Origin of the sequence: Sulfitobacter mediterraneus (assembly GCF_016801775.1) — a bacterium.
GTDB lineage: Bacteria > Pseudomonadota > Alphaproteobacteria > Rhodobacterales > Rhodobacteraceae > Sulfitobacter > Sulfitobacter mediterraneus_A.
This window is the reverse complement of sequence record NZ_CP069004.1, coordinates 507,219-524,817: the sequence shown is the minus strand read 5'-3', so window position 1 is coordinate 524,817 and position 17,599 is coordinate 507,219. Positions and strand designations below refer to the sequence as shown.

The window sequence follows — 17,599 nt, the reverse complement described above, 5'->3', positions numbered from 1 at the left end:
GGCTTTGCTTGTGGCTGTCTTGATGTTAGAACTATTAGACTTTTAGCGAACGAAAGACCTCCTTATGACTCTGGCGCAATCCAGCTCGGATTTCATGGCCTGTTCAGATTGCAACATTCGCAATCGTGCTGTTTGCGCGACCTGCGAGCCGCATGAGTTAAGCCGGCTTGAAGATATCAAGTATTACCGGACCTTTGATGCGGGCCAGTCGATCATGTTTGAGGGCGACGAGATGCATTTCGTCGCATCCGTTGTGTCAGGTGCGGCAACGCTTTCTCGTACCCTGCCGGATGGGCGTATCCAAATGGTTGGTTTGCTGTTGCCCTCCGATTTCATTGGCCGTCCGGGACGGGATGCCGTGGCCTATGACGTGGTCGCGATCCAAAAGGTGACCCTGTGCTGTTTCCGGCGCAAACCTTTTGAAAACATGATCAAAGATACGCCGCATATCGGACAGCGCCTGCTGGCGATGACGCTGGATGAATTGGAAGTTGCCCGCGAGTGGATGATGCTTTTGGGCCGCAAGACCGCGCGGGAAAAGATCACCTGTCTGCTGTCCTTGATTGGCCGGCGCACCGCGTCGTTGCATATGCAGAAACTTCAAGATGGCCTGTCGTTTGAAATGCCGATGTCGCGTGAGGCAATGGCTAATTATCTGGGCCTGACCATCGAAACCGTCAGCCGCCAGATGACCGCCCTGCGCAAGGACGGCATTATCGAGTTGGGCGGCACCCGCACCATCACCATCCCCGATCTGGCTGGTTTGATGGCCGAAACCGGGGACGATACCGATGGGATGATGCTGACCTGATACGTCAGTGCGCGAGGAACACCGGCAAAGCCGCGCTTTCCAGCATATGCCGTGTCGTTCCGCCAAACAGCGCCTGCCGCAGCCGTGAGTGGCCGTAGGCGCCCATCACCACCAGTTCACAGCCCAACTCCTGCGCACGGCGTTCGATGGTCTGCGAAACCGTGTCATCGGTGCGCGACAACACCATCACCTCGCATTTGACATCATGGCGGGCCAGAAACTGAGCAAAGGCGCCACCGGGATCTGACCGGTCTGGCGAATCCTTGGCTGGATCGACAATGGCGACATAAACACTGCTGGCGCGGCGCAGCAGCGGCAGCGCCAGACGCGCGGCCCGCAGTGCGGTTGCGCTTTCGTCCCATGCGACCATGACCTTTTTCGCGGGGGCCAGCATTTCATGCTTTTCGGGCAGCAGCAAAAGCGGGCAATCCCCGTCAAACAGAACCGTTTCCGCCGTTTGCGCCACATGGGCCGCCGCAACCCTGTCAGAGGACCGTTGCTGAATCACCAGATCGCTGAACCGGATATGCCGGGTGATGTCATTGCTGCGCGACGAGGTCAGCGACGACACCTCATCCACATCCCAGCGGATATCTTCCTTTGCCAGCTCCTGCTGGGCAACCTCGGCCAGTTCTCTGGCCCGGAGCATCCCGTCTTCGAGGCTGGCCGAGATCGGCACCGCGTCCAAGGCCCCCTGCACCACACCGGGCTGATCCAGACCTGTGCCCAATGCCAGAACCTGAAGATGCGCATCACAGGTACGGGCAAAACTTGCCGCGGCCTCGATCTGCGATACGGCTGTTTCCTTGTCAGTCAGAACAGTGGTGACAGTCTGAATGGACATGCTGTTTCTCCTTTTATTTCCCAAGCAGCCTGCATGTCGCATTGACCCCTGTCTTTGATATCGCCCAAAAAGAAAACGAGCGGCATTTGACACAGATCAAAGAACATCTGCGGGCCAAGATGCAAATGCTGCTCTACGACGCAAACCGCGCCTTCCCGCTCCTCGGGGTTGGTGGCGGACAGAGGGGACAGAAAATGACGTCTGATTATTTCAAACTTATCATATTGGGGCTGATTACGATCTTTGCAGCCCTTGCAGCCGATTGGGGCCGCGATCTGGCTTATCAGATCCATGCGCTGATCATCATGGTTGTGGCCGCCGGGATGTTCATCTGGGTGCTTCGGCGCACAGACGAGCCAAACAATGGCGGTATCGACGCAAACGGATACATGGACGACGTGGTGCGGGCCGGCGTTATTGCCACCGGCTTTTGGGGCGTTGTCGGGTTTCTTGCCGGGACGTTCATCGCGTTTCAGCTGGCCTTTCCAGCGCTGAACTTCGAATGGGCACAACCCTATGCGAACTTCGGGCGTCTGCGTCCCCTTCACACATCAGCGGTGATTTTCGCCTTTGGCGGCAACGCGTTGATCATGTCGTCGTTCTACATTGTGCAGCGCACCTGCGGCACGCGGCTTTGGGGCGGGAACCTGCGTTGGTTCGTGTTCTGGGGCTATCAGCTGTTTATTGTGCTGGCCGCGACCGGCTATCTGCTGGGTGCCACACAATCCAAAGAATATGCAGAACCTGAATGGTATGTGGATATCTGGCTGACCCTGGTTTGGGTGGCGTTCCTGTTCATCTACATGGGCACGCTGATCAAGCGTAAGGAAAAGCACATCTATGTGGCCAACTGGTTCTTGCTGAGCTTTATCATCACCGTGGCGATGCTGCACCTGGTCAACAACCTGTCCGTTCCCGTCAGCATCTGGGGCTCGCGCTCTATTCAGGTGTTCTCGGGTGTGCAGGATGCCATGACCCAGTGGTGGTATGGCCACAACGCCGTTGGGTTCTTTCTGACTGCGGGTTTCCTGGGCATGATGTACTACTTCGTGCCAAAACAGGCCGGCCGTCCGGTGTTCAGCTACAAACTGTCGATCATCCATTTCTGGGCGCTGATCTTCTTGTATATCTGGGCCGGTCCGCACCACCTGCATTACACCGCTTTGCCTGACTGGGCCTCGACCCTTGGCATGGTGTTCTCCATCATCCTGTGGATGCCCAGCTGGGGCGGGATGATCAACGGTCTGATGACGCTGAACGGCGCCTGGGACAAGCTGCGCACCGATCCGATCATCCGGATGTTCGTGATCAGCCTTGCGTTCTACGGCATGTCCACATTCGAGGGACCAATGATGTCGATCCGCGCGGTGAACTCTCTGAGCCACTACACCGACTGGACCATCGGTCACGTACACTCCGGCGCACTTGGCTGGAACGGTATGATCACCTTTGCGGCGCTCTACTTCCTGACGCCTAAGCTTTGGGGCCGTGCGCAGATGTACTCCATGTCTGCAATCAACTGGCACTTCTGGCTCGCGACGATCGGTATCGTCCTTTATGCGGCATCCATGTGGGTGACCGGCATCATGGAAGGCCTGATGTGGCGTGAAGTGGATGCACAGGGCTTCCTCGTGAACTCCTTTGCCGACACCGTTGCTGCGAAGTTCCCGATGTACATCGTGCGGGGTCTGGGCGGGGTTCTCTACCTCACCGGTGCGCTGATCATGGTGTGGAACATGTGGATGACCATCCGCGGAGGACAGAAAGTCACTGCCCCCGTTGGTGTGCCAGCTGAGTAAGGAACAAAAACATGTCTGATAATCAAAACACTGCGCCCAAAAAGGGCTTCCTTGCCCGCCATGCGATGATCGAAAGATCGGCCACCTTGCTGATGGTTCTGTCTCTGGCCGTTGTGACCATCGGCGGGATCGTGGAAATCGCACCGCTGTTCTACCTCGAAAACACCATCGAAGAGGTAGACGGCATGCGGCCCTACACCCCGCTGGAGCTGACTGGTCGGGAGATCTATGTCCGCGAAGGCTGTTATGTGTGCCACAGCCAGATGATCCGCCCGATGCGGGACGAAGTGGACCGTTACGGCCACTACTCCCTCGCAGCAGAAAGCATGTATGACCACCCGCACCAGTGGGGGTCCAAGCGAACCGGCCCTGATGTGGCACGGGTCGGCGGCCGTTACTCCGACGGCTGGCATGTGGATCACCTGATGGACCCCCAGTCCGTGGTGCCTGAATCGATCATGCCCAAGTATGCGTTTCTTGCGCGTACCCCGATTGATGCGAAATACATCGAAGACCTGATCCGCACCCAACGTTTCGTCGGCGTCCCCTACACCGATGAGATGGTTGAGAATGCGGCGGCGGACTTCCTCGCTCAGGCCGATCCCGACAGCGATTACGACGGTCTGCAGGAGCGCTATCCCAACGCACAGGTCCGCAACTTTGACGGCCAGCCCGGCCTGACGGAGATGGACGCGATGGTGGCGTATTTGCAAATGCTTGGCACGCTGGTCGATTTCTCGACCTTCACGCCTGACGCAAGCCGTTAAGAAAGGAGACCACGATGGAAACCTATTCTTGGATGCGGGAATTCGCGGACAGCTGGATGCTTTTGGCAATGACGCTGTTCTTCCTCGGCGTGATTGTCTGGGCCTTCCGGCCCGGCAGCCGGAAGACCCACCTGGAAACCGCCAACATTCCCTTTCGCAATGACACGACCGGATCTCTGGACGGTGCCGATGGCACCGACCCAAAGGGCGGACACTATCAGATCGGAGACGCGAAATGAGCGCGCAGAACACGAAGAGCGGCAAGAACGATAACGTTGACGACGTCACCGGTATCGAAACCACGGGTCACACATGGGACGGGATCGAGGAGCTGAACAACCCTCTGCCGCGTTGGTGGCTGTGGTGCTTCTATCTGACCATCATCTGGGGCATCGGCTATTCCGTGGCCTATCCGGCATGGCCATTGATCAACGGTGCGACCGAGGGCTTGCTGGGCTATTCCACTCGCGGCGAAGTGGCCCGGGATATCGACGGGTTCCGCGAAGCCTCTGCCGCGCGGGACGCTCAACTGGCCAGCGCCGATCTGGACACCCTGCGCGAGAACGAAGATCTGTTCCGCTATGCCGTGTCTTCGGGCGCCTCTGTCTTCCGCAACAATTGTTCGCAGTGCCACGGCTCTGGGGCGGCGGGTGCCAAGGGCTACCCCAACCTGCTGGATGACGACTGGCTCTGGGGCGGCTCGATGGAAGATATCGCCTACACTGTCCGCCACGGTATTCGCAACGATGTGGATGATGATGCCCGCTATTCCGAGATGCCCGCCTTTGGTGAGCTGCTGGAGAAAGAGGAAATCACCGCATTGGTCGAACATGTTCGGTCCTTGTCGGGCGAAGAATTTGACGCGGCTGTCGCGGCACCGGGGGCCGAGCTTTACGCGGACAATTGTGCCTCTTGCCACGGCGACGCTGGCCTTGGCGACCGTGATCAGGGTGCGCCAAATCTGGCGGATGCGATCTGGCTTTATGGCGGTGACCGCGAGGCACTGACAGACACCATCACAAATGCCCGGTTCGGCGTGATGCCCCCATGGGGTTCGCGTTTGACAGAGGCACAGGTGCAGGCTGTTTCAGCCTATGTTCACCAGCTTGGCGGCGGCGAAGAACCCGCAAACTGAGACCAAGCCACAAGAGACTTTGCGCTTGCGGTTCTGTTCGCACCAAACCGCGCGCAAAGGAAGGGGTGCCTGAGGAGGGGCACCCCTTTTTTTTATGTTCGTCCGGTAATGTCGGTGTTGTGCTCTGCGGCCAGCATCGTCCTGAATTGCATCACGGCCTCTGCAGCCAGACCTGCCGCACGAAACACCTCGGCGGCAAAGCTGACCGGCGCTGTACCGGGGGCGGTGATCACGCTGGCGTCGCTTACGGCCGCGGGTTGAGGCAGATAGTGGCCCTGCCCTGAGTAACTTGGTGCATTGTCTGTCAGGAACGCCGGTGCATTGGACGTGTGGGCACAGTTGTCCAATAGCCCTGCCCGCGCCAATGCCAAGGTACCGCCACAGATCCCGGCCACCGTGCCGCCATCTTGATGATGATGGCGCAGCAGCTCTGAGATTTCTGGCGCGTGGTCCGTTTCCCAGATTGTGCCGCCGATCACGGCAATCACACGGGGCCGCAATCGCGCCAGATCAGCCAGGGTATTGTCCACCTCAACCTTCATTCCGCCTTGCGAGGTCAGATAGGCCCCGCCCAGTGTGACATATTGTATCTCAAGCCCATAGAATGGCCCACCCGTGCCCCCGATCAAAGCATATTCCCAATCGGCAAATCCATCGCAAAGCAGTACCGCAACCTTGTGCATTATTTTGTCCTTTCAATGCGTTAATTGATTTGGGTGTGACAGCCCAATGGATCTGCGTCCAGTAAAGAACCTGCCGTTTCGGCCCCCGACTGCGGTCTGCTGACGCAGGCTGTCAGGACACTTGACCCAGATCAAAGCAAAGATCACGCTGCGGCTGCATAACTCCGGTGCGAACAGACCCTTATTTGGACCGATTCAAATGACAGATTCCCCTCAGCCGCTTTATACCCCCCGTGAACCCATCTTTCCGCGCCGTGTGTCAGGTTTCTTTCGCACGATGAAATGGTGGATCATGGGCATCACCCTTGGCATCTACTATCTGCTGCCGTGGGTGCGTTGGGATCGCGGGCCAAACATGCCTGATCAGGCGGTGCTGGCGGATCTGGCCAACCGGCGGTTCTTCTTCTTCTGGATCGAGATCTGGCCGCATGAATTCTATTTCGTCGCGGGCTTGCTGATCATGGCGGGGTTGGGGCTGTTCCTGTTCACCTCGGCGCTTGGCCGGGTCTGGTGCGGCTATACCTGCCCGCAGACCGTCTGGACCGATCTGTTCCTGCTGGTCGAACGCTGGATTGAGGGGGACCGCAATGCGCGGATCAGATTGCTCAAGGCGAAATGGGATTTCCGCAAATGGCGGCTTCGGGTCAGCAAATGGATCGTCTGGCTGCTGATCTCCATCGCCACCGGCGGGGCCTGGGTGTTCTATTTCACCGATGCGCCGACCCTGGCAGTGAACCTCTTCACATTGGACGCGCCTTATGTCGCCTATGCTTCCATCGCGGTGCTGACCGCAACCACCTTTATCTTTGGCGGTTTCATGCGCGAACAGGTCTGCATCTACATGTGCCCATGGCCGCGCATCCAGGCCGCGATGATGGACGAGGGCACGCTGACCGTGGGTTATCGCGATTGGCGTGGTGAACCGCGTGGCAAGCATCGCAAAGGCGCCCGCGCCGCCGCTGCCGCCCGCACCACAACGGCTTATGCCGAAACCGAAGTGCCCGAAGTGGAAGTCGCGCAGGGCGATTGCATCGACTGCATGGCCTGCGTCAACGTTTGCCCCATGGGTATCGACATCCGCGATGGCCAGCAGATGGAATGTATCACCTGCGCCCTGTGTATCGATGCCTGTGATGAGATCATGGACAAGATCGGCAAGCCGCGCGGTCTGATCGATTATCTCGCGCTCGAAGATGTGCCCCCCGCCAAGGAAGAGCCCGAATACCAAAGCTGGAAGCCCAAGCCGGTGTGGCAGCACGTGTTCCGCACCCGCACCATCCTTTACACCACGCTGTGGTCGATTGTCGGTCTGGGTCTGCTTTTTGCGCTGTTCATCCGGTCGGACATTGAACTGACAGTGTCGCCAGTGCGCAACCCGACCTATGTGACCCAATCGGACGGGTCGATCCGCAATATCTATGACGTGCGCTTGCGCAACAAATCTGGCGATGACCGCCTGTTCCATTTGTCGCTGACCTCGGAGGAGACACTGCGCATCAACCTTGAAGGCAGCGAGACCCTCAGTGTAGAAGTACCCGCAGACAGCACGATGTTGCAGCGCGTGTACGTCACTGCACGGCGGCAAGATCCGGCGGCCAGCAGCGACCGCACCGACTTGCGGATCTGGGTTGAAGATCTGGACACACAAACCCGCGCCAGCACGGCAACAATCTTTAACGGGAAAGGCTCATGATCATGAAGCGTACAATGAACGGCTGGCATGTCTTCGGCATTTTTGCAGGGTGTTTTGCCGTGATCATCGGGGTGAACCTGACCCTGGCCTTTCAGGCGGTTTCCACCTTTCCGGGGCTTGTCACCAAGAATTCCTACGTGGCCAGTCAAAAGTTTGACGCCGACCGCGCCGCACAAAATGCACTGGCATGGGATGTCTCTGCCGAGATCACCGATCAGCAATTGAGACTGACCGTGCTGAACCGCGACGGCGTCGCCTTTCAACCGGCCGAGGTCAAAGCCACACTGGGCCGCGCAACCCATGTGGCAGAGGATGTGACCCCGGCCTTTGTCTGGGATGGCACGGCGCTGGTGGCTGATGTGGATGTGCCAGCAGGCTATTGGACGCTGTGGCTGAACATGACGGCCGAGGACGGCACCGAATTCCGCCGCCGCATCCCGATCACTGCGCGATAGGAAACGCTCATGTCACTGGCCGAAACCCCTCATTTGGCTGCCTGTCCGGGTTGCGTGGCAGGCCCCCTGCCCGCTGCCGCGCAAAGTGATGCGGCGGGTGATACCTTTCATCTTTCGCTGCCTTCGATCCATTGTGCGGCCTGTATCTCCACCGTGGAACGCGGGCTCTTGGGCCGGTCCGATGTGCATGCAGCGCGGGTCAATCTGAACCGCAAACAGGTTGAGATCACCGCCGAGACCGGCACGATGCCCGAAGATCTGATTGATCATCTCACCGGGCTGGGGATCGAGGCACGCATCCTTGATGTGGATGCCCTGGGGCAAGATGGCGACCGCGAGGGCCGCGCCTTGCTCATCCGCATCGCCATCGCGGGCTTTGCCATGATGAACGTCATGTTGATGTCGGTCGCGGTTTGGTCGGGTGCCACCGATGCCACGCGCACATTGTTTCATTGGCTGTCCGCCGCGATCTCGCTGCCTGCCTTGGGATATGCCGCACAGCCGTTTTTCCGTCATGCCTGGACGGCCCTGCGTGTCGGGCGGCTCAACATGGATGTGCCGATCTCGCTGGCGCTGATCCTGACGGCGGCGATGTCACTTTATGAGACAGCCGCTGGCGGGCATACTGCCTATTTTGATGCGACCCTGTCGCTGACCTGTTTTCTGCTGATTGGCCGTTACCTTGACCATCGCTGCCGCGCCACGGCACGATCTGCGGCCAAGGAACTGGCCGCGCTCGAAGTGCCGCGCATCCTGCGCAAGACCGACGAGGGGCGGGAAACCATCAACCTGAGCCAAGCGCAGGTGGGTGATCCGATCATCGTTCTGCCCGGCGCACGGGTGCCAGTGGACGGCGAAGTGATCGAAGGGATCAGTAACATCGACCGCGCCCTGTTGACCGGAGAAAGCCTGCCGGTGGCGGCCAATGTCGGCGTTCAGGTTAGCGCGGGCGAAGTGAACCTGAGCGGGCCATTGACGATCCGCGCCACGGCTGTGGGCGCCGACACCAGCCTGCGCCGCATGGTCACGATGATCGACGCGGCGGAATCGGCCCGCAACCGCTATACCGCATTGGCCGACCGCGCCGCCGCGATATATGCCCCGGCTGTGCATTTGCTGGCGCTTGTCACCTTCGCAGGCTGGATCACCTACACCGGTGATTTCCGTCATTCGCTGAACATCGCGGTGGCGGTTCTGATCATCACCTGCCCCTGTGCCTTGGGACTTGCTGTCCCTGCGGTGTCCACCGCGGCGGCAAGCCGGTTGTTCCGTTCCGGTCTGCTGGTCAAGAACGGCACCGCCATGGAACGGATCGCGGAAACGGATGTGGTGGTCTTTGACAAGACCGGCACATTAACCGAAGGCCAGCTTGAGGTTGGCGCGGTTGAGACATTGCCACAATCCACCCGCGCCATCGCGCTGGGTCTTGCGCAATCCTCGACCCATCCGATTTCCCGCGCCCTGGCTTTGGGCCTTGAATCCCTTGGCACCGCAGCAGCCTCTCTGACCGACGTGACCGAACACCCTGGCAAGGGCGTTTCCGCCCGGTTCAACGGTCAGCTGGTCAAGCTGGGTGCCGATCATTTTGTCGGGGCCAAAGCTGAGGGTGGACATGGTGCATGGGTGCAAATCGGTGACGCGGCGCCGGTGTTCCTGCCCCTGCAGGCCACCCTGCGCAAAGGGGCCGAAGACATGGTGGCAGAACTGCGCAAAACCGGCACCGAGATGCATCTGATTTCGGGTGACACCGCCGCCGCGACACAGGCCGTGGCACAGGCGCTTGGTATCAGCCATGTGCATGCGGGGCAAAGCCCGACGGACAAGATCGCCTATCTGAACGGATTGGCGGCAACCGGCAGCAAGGTCTTGATGGTCGGCGATGGTCTGAACGATACGGGCGCATTGGCCGCCGCCTATGCCTCCGTCGCGCCGGCGGCGGCGGCGGATGCGGCGCGGGCGGCCTCGGATGTGGTAGTGCTGGGCGATACGCTGTCCGCCCTGCCCGAATTGATCACAACATCGCGCAGCGCCAAGCGGCGCATTCTGGAAAACTTCGGCATCGCGGCAGCTTACAACGCCTTGGTGATCCCCTTCGCCATGGCCGGATTTGTCACGCCGCTGCTGGCAGCCATCGCCATGTCCAGCTCATCCATCGTGGTCTTGCTCAACGCGATGCGGCTGCAACGGAGGCGCAAGGCATGAATATCCTGTCCATCCTGATCCCGGTTTCGCTGGGCCTTGGCGGACTTGGCCTGCTCGCCTTTGTCTGGAGCCTGCGGGCCGATCAATACGACGATCTGGACGGTGCGGCATGGCGTGTCCTTTTGGATGACGAAACCGCGCCAGTTGATCTTGATCAAAGACAGCCCGAGGAAAGCGATTCAAAAAAGTCCTCATGATGGATTTTGACACACTCAAGGCCCGTGGCCTTTTTGACCAGCGCCTGCCCCGATACACCAGCTATCCGCCGGCCCCTGCGTTTCATGACGGCATCGGCGCCGATTTTCAGGCCAAGGCGCTTGCCGCGCTGGACCCGGATGAGCCGATTTCGCTTTATTTGCATATCCCGTTCTGCGAACGCCTGTGCTGGTTCTGCGCCTGCCGTACGCAAGGGGTCAGCAGTCTCGCCCCCGTTCAGCACTATATCGCCACGCTTGAGGCCGAACTGGCCGTGGTGGCCAAGCATCTGAAGGGCAAACAGCGGATCAAACAGATGCATTGGGGCGGCGGCACACCGACGATCCTGCCGCCGGAGTTGATCAAACGGCTGGTTGCGGCGATTGATGGTGTGTTCCAACGTGATGAAAACACGGAATTTTCGGTCGAGATTGACCCGACATTGGTGGATGCTGACAAGATCACCGCGCTGCGGTCCGCAGGCATGTCACGGGCCAGCATCGGGGTGCAGGATTTCGCAACTCAAGTGCAGGAATCCATTGGCCGGCTGCAAAGTTATGACCAGACCAAGACCGCCGTGGATCTGTTGCGACAGGCTGGCATTGCCTCGCTGAACATTGATCTGGTTTATGGTTTGCCGTTTCAGTCCGTCGAAGGGTTCGGGCGCACGCTGGATCAGGTTATGTCGCTGGACCCGGACCGGATCGCGCTTTTTGGCTATGCCCATGTGCCGCATATGGCCAAACGCCAGCAGTTGATCCCCGAACAGGCGCTGCCGGATGACCGCGCCCGCTTTGCCTTGTTCAATCACGCCACGGATGTGCTGACCGGATCGGGCATGACCGCCATCGGGATCGACCATTTTGCCAAGCCCACAGACAGTATGGCCATCGCGGCGGCACAGGGCAAACTGCGGCGCAATTTTCAGGGCTATACAGTCGATGGCTGCGGCACATTGCTCGGTCTGGGTGCCTCGTCCATTTCGCGCTTTGAGACAGGGTTTAGCCAGAACACACCGCAGACCGGCCCCTATTCCAAGATCGTGCGCGGTGAGGAACTGGCCACTGCTCGCGGGTACGAGCTGACGCCGGAAGACAAGCTGCGCAGCCGGATCATTGAAATGCTGATGTGCGATTATGCCATTGATTATAAAGAGTTGTCGCTGAGCGATGCACAGCAGGCGATGCTGGCGCCGGCCTTTATGGCGCTGCGGGCGGAATGTGCAGGCCTTTATACCGAAGACGCCGATCGCCTGTCATTGTCGGACGAGGCGCGGCCCTTGGTGCGCCGTTTGGCACATTTCTTTGACACGTTCACCATGGGCAACGTGGGTTATTCGCGGGTCTCCTGAGAGACCCGCCTGCTTGCGCGGGATGGGTTTGGCTCAGGCCGCAAAAGGATCATCCAGAACGCCAATCAGTGGCATCAGGAAATCCCCGTTTGCGGCATCCAGCGCATCCGCAAAGAATGCGTCAATCGCGTCGGTAGAGGCCTCAATGCCCGCCGCCGTGCCATCAAAGAGCGCCATCGCTTCGGCAGCGTCTTCCACGTCGGACATGCCTTTGTGCACGGCGAAATAGGCGCCGATGTCGGTTTTGACCTCCAGATATTGTTGGTCCGCCGCCTGTTGCGTGATGAATTCGGCGCTGGCGTCCTCCGGCGCGTCGGCCCGTGCGCCGCGCAGCACCTCAAGAATGAAATCCGCCCGCTGGACCGACCCATCATCCAGAAGTCCAACCCAGAAGTTGAGCCCTGCCACATCCGGTGTACGGCCCAGCACGTTGTTGTAGACGGTTTCGGCAAATTCCAGATTTGATGTGCCATCCGGATAGGCCGCGCGGGTTTCATCCTGATCAATGAACAGTTTTGCCATGTCATCAAGGGTCGTTCCATTGTCAAAGGCGGTGGCCCAAAAGAACAGCCCAACCGCATCCGGAGCGCGGTTGAAATAGGCGATGTAAAGCTCGATCACGCTTTCCATCTGGTCTTCGCTCAGGGCGGCGGGACCGGCAAAGGCCCGCAGATCCATATCCCCGCCGTTAAACAAGGGTAAGGTACTGTCAAAGCTGAGAAATTCGATGTCTTGCAGCGTATCGGTGCCATTTCCATCGGCGCGGCGGTCGGCAATGACCATGCCACTGCGGCTGATGGTGAGCGTGTGACTTTGCTGTGCGCCGGCAAACTGCGCGGTGTCCACCCCTGCGCCGCCGTTCAGATCATCATCACCCTGCCCGCCGTTCAACGTGTCGTCGCCATCGCCGCCGGATACGTCATCAGGGCCGGTGCTTCCGGTCAGGGTATCATCCGTTGGGCCGCCTTCGACCCGGTCTTTGACAAGCGGTCCGATAGGGCCAAAGCTGGAGCTGGTCAGGGTTTCCTCGGTGCCGTGGCCGTCAGTATAGGCAATCCGCGCTTCGATAAAGGCGTCCAGATCGGCGGGCGTGAGCGTGTATTCAGCAGCCTCGGCACCGGCGATCACCGCACCGTCGCGCAGCCAGGCAAATTCAAACGCGCCCAATCCATCTGCGTCAGCCACAGCGCTTGTATCCACGCTGATTGTTTTGCCCACTTCGGCGGTGCCGGTCACGACCAGCGCCCCTGTGGGCAGGTCGTTTCTGTTCTCCACCACGCCACTGGCGGCCGAGGTTAGGGTTTCCAATGTGCCAAACCCGTCTTCGTAACTGATTTGCACGTGAATTTCCGCGCCGATATCTTCTGCACCCAGATCATAATTGGCAGTCACGGCATCAGGCTGCACCAGCCCGTCACGGAACCAGACAAAGCTGAACGCGCCGGTCCCGTCAGGATCACTGATCCCGGAGGTATCTGCAAATAGTGTGCTGCCTTCTTTGGCCATGCCGGTCAATGTAATCGCGCCTTCGGGGGCATCGTTTACGTTCTCGACGGGCGCTGTGGCGGCTGATGTAAGGGTCTCAACCGTGCCATGGCCGTCGGTAAAGCTGACTTGGACCTCGATCGTTTTGCCAATATCGGCGGCTGTCAAAGCATAGCTTGGACCGGTCTGCCCCGGCACCGGATCGCCGTCGCGCAGCCAGACATAGGCAAACGGGCCGAGACCGTCGAGATCCGCGATGCCGTCCGTTTGGGCGGTCAATATGCTGCCCTCTTGCAAGGAGCCGACCACTTGCGGTTCACCTGTTGCTGGATCGTTCACGTTTTCGATCAGGGCCGTTGCACCGGAGGTCGCTGCCTCGGCATTGCCGAACTGATCATTGAAAGACACCCTCACAGAAAGGGCACTGCCGATGTCCGCAGCGGTCAGGACATATTCGTCCTGTGTGGCACCGGCCACGGCTTCGCCATCGCGCAGCCATTGATAGTGGAACGGGCCAAGACCATCCGGATCGGTAAGTCCGCTGGGATCTGCGGTCAATCTCGCGCCTTCCTTGGCCTCACCGTAGATGTTGACCGTGCCCGAAACCGGATCGTTTGTATTGGTCACAGGGCCGGTTGGGCCGGACAGCAGAACCTCACTGGCGCCAAAACTGTCGGTAAAGGCCAGACGGGCGGTAAAGACCTTGCCAATGTCGGCGGAGGTCAACGCATAGGTTGTGCCGGTCACGCCTGTGTCCTGACCATCGGCGAGCCAGGTGATTGTGTATGGTTCCAAACCATCCTCATCGGCCAGATCGCTGACCGAAGCGGTCAATGTACCGCCCTCGGTCACATTTCCGCCAATGATGAGCGTGCCACTGGCGGGATCGTTCTGGTTCTCCACGATGGCGGTTGCGCCGCTGATCAGGGTTTCAAGGCTGCCGTGCCCGTCAGTATAGGACAAACGCACTTGCAGTGAGGTGCCAACATCCGCCTGCACGGGCGTGTACTGCGCCGCCGTTGCGCCCGCAATTTCGGTACCGCCGCGCAGCCACTGATAGGAAAACGCGCCCAATCCGTCGGGGTCTGCAATGGTGCCGGTGGCAGCCGTCAAAGATGTGCCCTGCTTTGCCAAGCCGGTGATCTGCACTTTGCCCTGAGGCGCATCGTTGACGTTCTGCACGGGGCCGCTTGGGCCGCTGGTCACGGCCTCGCTGGTGCCTTGCCCGTCAATGTAGGAGACCCGCACCGACATCTGGGCATCCACGTCCTGTTGCCCCAGTTCGTAGGTTTCTGCAGTCGCGCCAGCGACGCTTTGACCGTCCCGCAGCCATTGGTAGGAGAATGCGCCGAGGCCATCCCCGTCTGTCACTGCCGACGCATTTACGCCCAGCGTTTCGCCTTGCGCCGCGATACCGGTCAGGGTGACGCTGCCTTGGGGTGCTGTGTTGGTGTTTTCGACCGCGGCTGTTGCGGTGCTGGTCACGGCTTCTATCGTGCCTTGCCCGTCTGTATAGATGATCCGTAGGGAGATTGTCGCGCCAACGTCGTCTTGTTGCAATTGATAGCTACTGCCGGTTGCGCCGGCGATATCACTGGCGCCCCGCTGCCACTGGTAGGAAAACGCGCCGAGGCCATCTGCATCGGACAGAGCATTTGTATTTGCGCTCAGCGTTGCACCTTCCTGTGGCTGGCCATTGATCTGCACGATGCCTTGCGGTGCATCGTTGATGTTCTGCACTGCCGCGCTGGCACCGCTGGTCAGGGTTTCCAATGTGCCTTGCCCGTCGACAAAGCTGACCCGCACCGAGATCTGTGTATCCACATCTTGCTGGGACAGTTGATAGCTGGCCGATGTAGCACCGGATATTTGCGCGCCATCGCGCAGCCACTGGTAGGAAAAGCCGCCCAACCCGTCGCTGTCAGTGATAGCAGATGTGTCCGCCACGAGGGTCGCGCCCTGCAAGGCCGTTCCCGTGATATCTACCACGCCTTGCGGTGCATCATTCAGGTTCTGTACAGGACTGGTTGCCGCGCTTGTTACGGTCTCAAGTGTGCCTTGCTGATCGGTGTAGCGGACCCGCAGCGCGATGTCGTGGCCAACGTCGGATTGCGTCAGGGCAAAGCTGCTGCCTGTTGCGCCATTGATTACGCCGCCATCACGCAGCCATTGATAGGACAACGCCCCCAGCCCATCGGCATCGGTCAAGGCATTGGTGCGCGCAGAAAGCACGCTGCCTTCTTGCGCGGTGCCGTCGATCTGCACGCCGCCTTGGGGCGCGTCATTGATGTTTTGCACGGTGGCAGTGGCGGCGCTGTTGATGTGTTCGGTTGTGCCTTGCTGGTCGGTGTAGGACACGCGCAGGCTGATGGTTTCGTCTACATCTGATTGGGTCAGGCGGTAACTGCTGCCCGTCGCGCCAGAAATCGCCGCGCCGTCCCGCAGCCATGTATAGTTGAACAGACCAAGGCCATCTGCATCGGACAAGCCAGAGGTCTGCGCGGTCAGCAACACGCCCTGCCGTGCGGTGCCATTGATAGAAATCCCGCCTTCCGGCGCGTCGTTGACGTTTTGCACGGTGGCCGTCAAGGCGCTGGTCAAGGCTTCGTCATAACCGGCCTGGTCTTCGAAGCTGACGCGCAGTGAAATCCGCTCGCCCACATCGGCCTGGCCCAAGGTATAGCTGCTTCCGGTTGCGCCGCTGATCGCGCTGCCATCACGCAGCCATTGATAGGAAAACGCCCCCAGACCGTCGGCATCGGCAATCCCGCTGGTATTCGCCGTCAGGGTCTGGTCTTCGCGGGCGGTGCCGCTGATGGTGACAGATCCGGTTGCCGCGGAATTGCCCGCGGGCACATCGCCTTGCAGTTCGATGTTGGCGGCGGTCAGGGGTGTCCCGCTTTGCGAGCCGTGAAATATGTCGATGTAGGTGCCGTCAGACAATGTGAGCCGCGAGACATTGGAGAAAGGTTTGGTGATCGAGGCAATCGCCGCATCCGCCGTGGCAAAGCCGCTGTCAATCAGCCGGATCACCTCGGTGCCAAGATCAAAGTCATAGACCGTGTTCTCGCCATCCCCAAGGCCGACGACAAAGGTGTCGGTTCCGCCTTGGCCGAACATCACATCCTCCCCCGCGCCGCCGCGCAGGGTGTCATTGCCTATGCCGCCCTGAAGCTGATCATTTCCGGCATCGCCAAACAATTCATCCGCGCCGGTCTGGCCAAACAAAGTGTCTTGCCCGCCGCCGCCGTGTAACGTGTCATCGCCCAGATCACCCTGGATCTGATCGTTGCCGCCCAGACCGTCGATGAGATCACCGATGATGGTGCCAAAAATCGTTTCGCCCCCGCCAGTGGCGATGTCAGGTTGAGATCCCTGCGCGGTGTAGTCTGTGACCTCGTAACCGATATCGGCAAGGATGGCTTTATCCACTTCGCTCAGCAGTACGCGTGTACCCGTGGTCAGCATCGGATCGAGCGATACGGTATCACCATCAAATCCTTCTTCGACGTGGCTGTGATCATCGTGCAGAGGCACAGCTGCGCCGCCGTTCACCGAACGGGCATTGGTTCCGGTAAAGGTTTCGCCCGATACCAGCGCATCAAACGCACCGGAGGTGCCAATGCCAAGGATATGGCCGATCTCATGCACCGCGACCGACAGGAAATCGTTCTGCCCCGCAGAGGGTGCGCCAAGGCCAAAGTTCCAGTTCGTGCCGGTGTCAAATGTCAGCGTGCCTGCCCAGGGCTCAAAGTCGCTGACCGCACCTTGGCCGCGAAAATCATCGCTGATCCGCGCTGAAAAGATATCGCCGGATGCCGAATACCCCGATGGTCCGGCGTATCCCAAGGTGGAGCCGCCAAGCGAGGCCGCGCCCACGAACACAATCAGGTCATCAACGGCCTCGGTCAGGGTGATGGTTTCCTGGGTCACGCCATTTGTTGGATTGGTGATGTCGAAAGAGATACCCGCCTGCACGTCGTCAAAGTCGTCACCGATGACGCTTTCCCAAAGACGGGCCGCTTCCTCGAGGGTGGCACGGCGGCTGGCGTCCGAGAAAAACCCATTCGTGTCAAAGCGATAGTCAAACTTGATCTCAAACGACATGTCGTAAACCCTTAATCATCAATCCGGCGCCTTTGCCCCCAGGTGCACCCGCGCAACCGGCCCCGTCTTGCA

At 59.7% G+C, this 17,599-nt stretch carries 13 protein-coding genes; 10 read left to right on the top strand and 3 right to left on the bottom strand.

Annotation, left to right across the window (positions count from 1 at the left end):
* Positions 1 to 64: 64 nt before the first annotated feature.
* Positions 65 to 811: a transcriptional regulator FnrL gene (gene fnrL, locus JNX03_RS02495; RefSeq protein ID WP_203210887.1), complete on the top strand. Its 747-nt coding sequence runs from the start codon at positions 65 to 67 to the stop codon at positions 809 to 811.
* A 4-nt stretch (positions 812 to 815) separates the two neighbouring features.
* Here fnrL and JNX03_RS02490 read toward each other — a convergent pair whose 3' ends face one another.
* A complete protein-coding gene (locus JNX03_RS02490; RefSeq protein ID WP_203210886.1) occupies positions 816 to 1,655 on the bottom strand; it encodes a universal stress protein in 840 nt (279 codons plus the stop codon).
* A 194-nt stretch (positions 1,656 to 1,849) separates the two neighbouring features.
* Between JNX03_RS02490 and ccoN the strand changes: the two genes are divergently transcribed.
* Genes ccoN through ccoP form a run of 4 tightly spaced genes read left to right on the top strand, consistent with a single transcriptional unit; the run spans position 1,850 to position 5,356 of the window.
* A complete protein-coding gene (gene ccoN, locus JNX03_RS02485; protein WP_203212106.1) occupies positions 1,850 to 3,454 on the top strand; it encodes a cytochrome-c oxidase, cbb3-type subunit I in 1,605 nt (534 codons plus the stop codon).
* Between the two features lie 11 nt (positions 3,455 to 3,465).
* Positions 3,466 to 4,221: a cytochrome-c oxidase, cbb3-type subunit II gene (gene ccoO, locus JNX03_RS02480; protein ID WP_203210885.1), complete on the top strand. Its 756-nt coding sequence runs from the start codon at positions 3,466 to 3,468 to the stop codon at positions 4,219 to 4,221.
* A gap of 14 nt (positions 4,222 to 4,235) precedes the next feature.
* Entirely contained in the window at positions 4,236 to 4,460 is a 225-nt protein-coding gene (locus JNX03_RS02475) for a cbb3-type cytochrome c oxidase subunit 3 (RefSeq protein ID WP_203210884.1), read from the top strand.
* The gene (gene ccoP / locus JNX03_RS02470) at positions 4,457 to 5,356 is read left to right on the top strand and encodes a cytochrome-c oxidase, cbb3-type subunit III (protein WP_203210883.1); all 900 of its coding nucleotides are present in this window, start codon (positions 4,457 to 4,459) and stop codon (positions 5,354 to 5,356) included. Before JNX03_RS02475 ends, ccoP begins: the two co-directional genes overlap by 4 nt.
* Positions 5,357 to 5,448: 92 nt before the next feature.
* Here the strand turns inward: ccoP and JNX03_RS02465 are convergent, their stop codons facing one another.
* Positions 5,449 to 6,039 (bottom strand): DJ-1/PfpI family protein, encoded by a 591-nt coding sequence (locus tag JNX03_RS02465; RefSeq protein WP_203210882.1) that lies wholly within the window; start codon positions 6,037 to 6,039, stop codon positions 5,449 to 5,451.
* A 199-nt stretch (positions 6,040 to 6,238) separates the two neighbouring features.
* Between JNX03_RS02465 and ccoG the strand changes: the two genes are divergently transcribed.
* From ccoG to hemN, 5 genes are read left to right on the top strand one after another with little or no spacing between them, the layout of a single operon-like run.
* Entirely contained in the window at positions 6,239 to 7,732 is a 1,494-nt protein-coding gene (ccoG, locus tag JNX03_RS02460) for a cytochrome c oxidase accessory protein CcoG (RefSeq protein WP_203210881.1), read from the top strand.
* Positions 7,733 to 7,734: 2 nt separating this feature from the next.
* Positions 7,735 to 8,187, top strand: coding sequence for a FixH family protein (locus JNX03_RS02455; protein ID WP_231024126.1), 453 nt, complete (start codon positions 7,735 to 7,737; stop codon positions 8,185 to 8,187).
* 9 nt (positions 8,188 to 8,196) lie between these two features.
* Complete coding sequence (locus JNX03_RS02450; RefSeq protein WP_203210879.1) at positions 8,197 to 10,389, top strand: heavy metal translocating P-type ATPase; 2,193 nt, start codon at positions 8,197 to 8,199, stop codon at positions 10,387 to 10,389.
* Positions 10,386 to 10,586, top strand: coding sequence for a cbb3-type cytochrome oxidase assembly protein CcoS (gene ccoS / locus JNX03_RS02445; protein ID WP_203210878.1), 201 nt, complete (start codon positions 10,386 to 10,388; stop codon positions 10,584 to 10,586). Before JNX03_RS02450 ends, ccoS begins: the two co-directional genes overlap by 4 nt.
* Positions 10,583 to 11,935, top strand: a complete 1,353-nt coding sequence (hemN, locus tag JNX03_RS02440; RefSeq protein WP_203210877.1) for an oxygen-independent coproporphyrinogen III oxidase — start codon at positions 10,583 to 10,585, stop codon at positions 11,933 to 11,935. Before ccoS ends, hemN begins: the two co-directional genes overlap by 4 nt.
* Positions 11,936 to 11,968: 33 nt before the next feature.
* Here the strand turns inward: hemN and JNX03_RS02435 are convergent, their stop codons facing one another.
* Complete coding sequence (locus tag JNX03_RS02435; protein WP_203210876.1) at positions 11,969 to 17,527, bottom strand: DUF4214 domain-containing protein; 5,559 nt, start codon at positions 17,525 to 17,527, stop codon at positions 11,969 to 11,971.
* Positions 17,528 to 17,599 lie beyond the last annotated feature (72 nt).

What these genes read in the sequence shown, in the direction of transcription:
- fnrL (WP_203210887.1), top strand. Translation starts at nt 65, where the DNA reads ATGACTCTGGCGCAATCCAGCTCGGATTTCATGGCCTGTTCAGATTGC.
- JNX03_RS02490 (WP_203210886.1), bottom strand. Translation starts at nt 1,655, where the DNA reads ATGTCCATTCAGACTGTCACCACTGTTCTGACTGACAAGGAAACAGCC.
- ccoN (WP_203212106.1), top strand. Translation starts at nt 1,850, where the DNA reads ATGACGTCTGATTATTTCAAACTTATCATATTGGGGCTGATTACGATC.
- ccoO (WP_203210885.1), top strand. Translation starts at nt 3,466, where the DNA reads ATGTCTGATAATCAAAACACTGCGCCCAAAAAGGGCTTCCTTGCCCGC.
- JNX03_RS02475 (WP_203210884.1), top strand. Translation starts at nt 4,236, where the DNA reads ATGGAAACCTATTCTTGGATGCGGGAATTCGCGGACAGCTGGATGCTT.
- ccoP (WP_203210883.1), top strand. Translation starts at nt 4,457, where the DNA reads ATGAGCGCGCAGAACACGAAGAGCGGCAAGAACGATAACGTTGACGAC.
- JNX03_RS02465 (WP_203210882.1), bottom strand. Translation starts at nt 6,039, where the DNA reads ATGCACAAGGTTGCGGTACTGCTTTGCGATGGATTTGCCGATTGGGAA.
- ccoG (WP_203210881.1), top strand. Translation starts at nt 6,239, where the DNA reads ATGACAGATTCCCCTCAGCCGCTTTATACCCCCCGTGAACCCATCTTT.
- JNX03_RS02455 (WP_231024126.1), top strand. Translation starts at nt 7,735, where the DNA reads ATGAAGCGTACAATGAACGGCTGGCATGTCTTCGGCATTTTTGCAGGG.
- JNX03_RS02450 (WP_203210879.1), top strand. Translation starts at nt 8,197, where the DNA reads ATGTCACTGGCCGAAACCCCTCATTTGGCTGCCTGTCCGGGTTGCGTG.
- ccoS (WP_203210878.1), top strand. Translation starts at nt 10,386, where the DNA reads ATGAATATCCTGTCCATCCTGATCCCGGTTTCGCTGGGCCTTGGCGGA.
- hemN (WP_203210877.1), top strand. Translation starts at nt 10,583, where the DNA reads ATGATGGATTTTGACACACTCAAGGCCCGTGGCCTTTTTGACCAGCGC.
- JNX03_RS02435 (WP_203210876.1), bottom strand. Translation starts at nt 17,527, where the DNA reads ATGTCGTTTGAGATCAAGTTTGACTATCGCTTTGACACGAATGGGTTT.